General features: G+C 53.1%; 1 protein-coding gene and 1 pseudogene. Both read right to left on the minus strand.

Going from position 1 to position 1,027, the window contains the following annotated elements; translation table 11 throughout:
* Positions 1-691, minus strand: a 691-nt coding sequence (gene traJ, locus BN93_RS15400) for a conjugative transposon protein TraJ (RefSeq protein ID WP_019189178.1), incomplete at its 3' end; no start/stop codon positions are given.
* Between the two features lie 2 nt (positions 692-693).
* Positions 694-1,027 (minus strand): annotated as a pseudogene (locus BN93_RS15405) (DUF4141 domain-containing protein); the annotation flags it as partial.

Below are 1,027 nucleotides of genomic sequence, written 5' to 3' on the forward strand. Positions count from 1 at the left end.
GCAGCCACAGATAGATGGAGATATACCTCGTGAACCACTGCGTGAGGGTACTCTGAAAACCGTCCCACACGGAGATGGCAAAGGCTATCGGTCCCAAGATGGAGAGGACAATCAGGAAGAATGTCCGAAGCGTGTCGATGAGCAGGGCGGCAGCGGCGAAAAGCAGTTCCAAGAGCTCCCGCACCATATTGCGGAACCATTTCTTGAGGTTGTACATACTGCGTTCCACGTACATTCCCGCCATTGTCGCCATATCCGAGGGAGAGATACCGAGTTCATCCAATTTCTTGTCAAACTCTTCGTTGCTGACCAGATAGGCTGTTTCGGGATTCTTCACCATCGCCTCGTATTCCAGCTTGTCCCGCAACTTGCGGTATTCGTCCATGCTGAAAGTCTGCTTTTCGAGCATCTTGTGTGTCCCCTGCACGACGGGACTGAGCACGCCGTTGATGGTGTCCAAGACCATCGGAAAGAAGAGGATGCAGAGACCGAGCGCAAAGGGACGGAGCAACGGATAGACATCGATGGGTTCGGCACGAGCCAAGGTCTGCCATACCCGGAGTGCCACATAAAAGAGCGCGCCCAAGCCTGCAATGCCTTTGGCGACACCTATCATGTCACCACACATAGGCATCATCTCCGTGTAAAGCGAACGGAGGACTTGGTGCAGGTTGTCAAATTCCGCTCCCATGATTACCAATACCTTTCGTTGTCCGTTCCATAGAGCGAGAGCACCCGGTCGGTGTCCTGCTGCTTCTTGGCTCTGAGATAGCTCACGGAGATGTTCTTGTTCGTGTAGTAACGCACAAGGTTGCGGTAATCCCTGATTTCCTTGTAGCAGCGATCCACCACGTCCATACGCTCCTTGTCGGTCATCTTCAGCGTGGTGATGTTCACTACCTGCTTGAGTTCCTTGAGCAGGTTGTTGCTCTCCGAGCAGTTTGGTGTAGCCGTTGGCAATGGCGACCAGCTCTTCCGGTCGGAAGTTCGGGTCAGAGAGCATCTTCTTGTAGTTCTTCACATAGAT

It is taken from the genome of Prevotella conceptionensis 9403948 (assembly GCF_000312305.1).
Classification (GTDB): domain Bacteria; phylum Bacteroidota; class Bacteroidia; order Bacteroidales; family Bacteroidaceae; genus Prevotella; species Prevotella conceptionensis.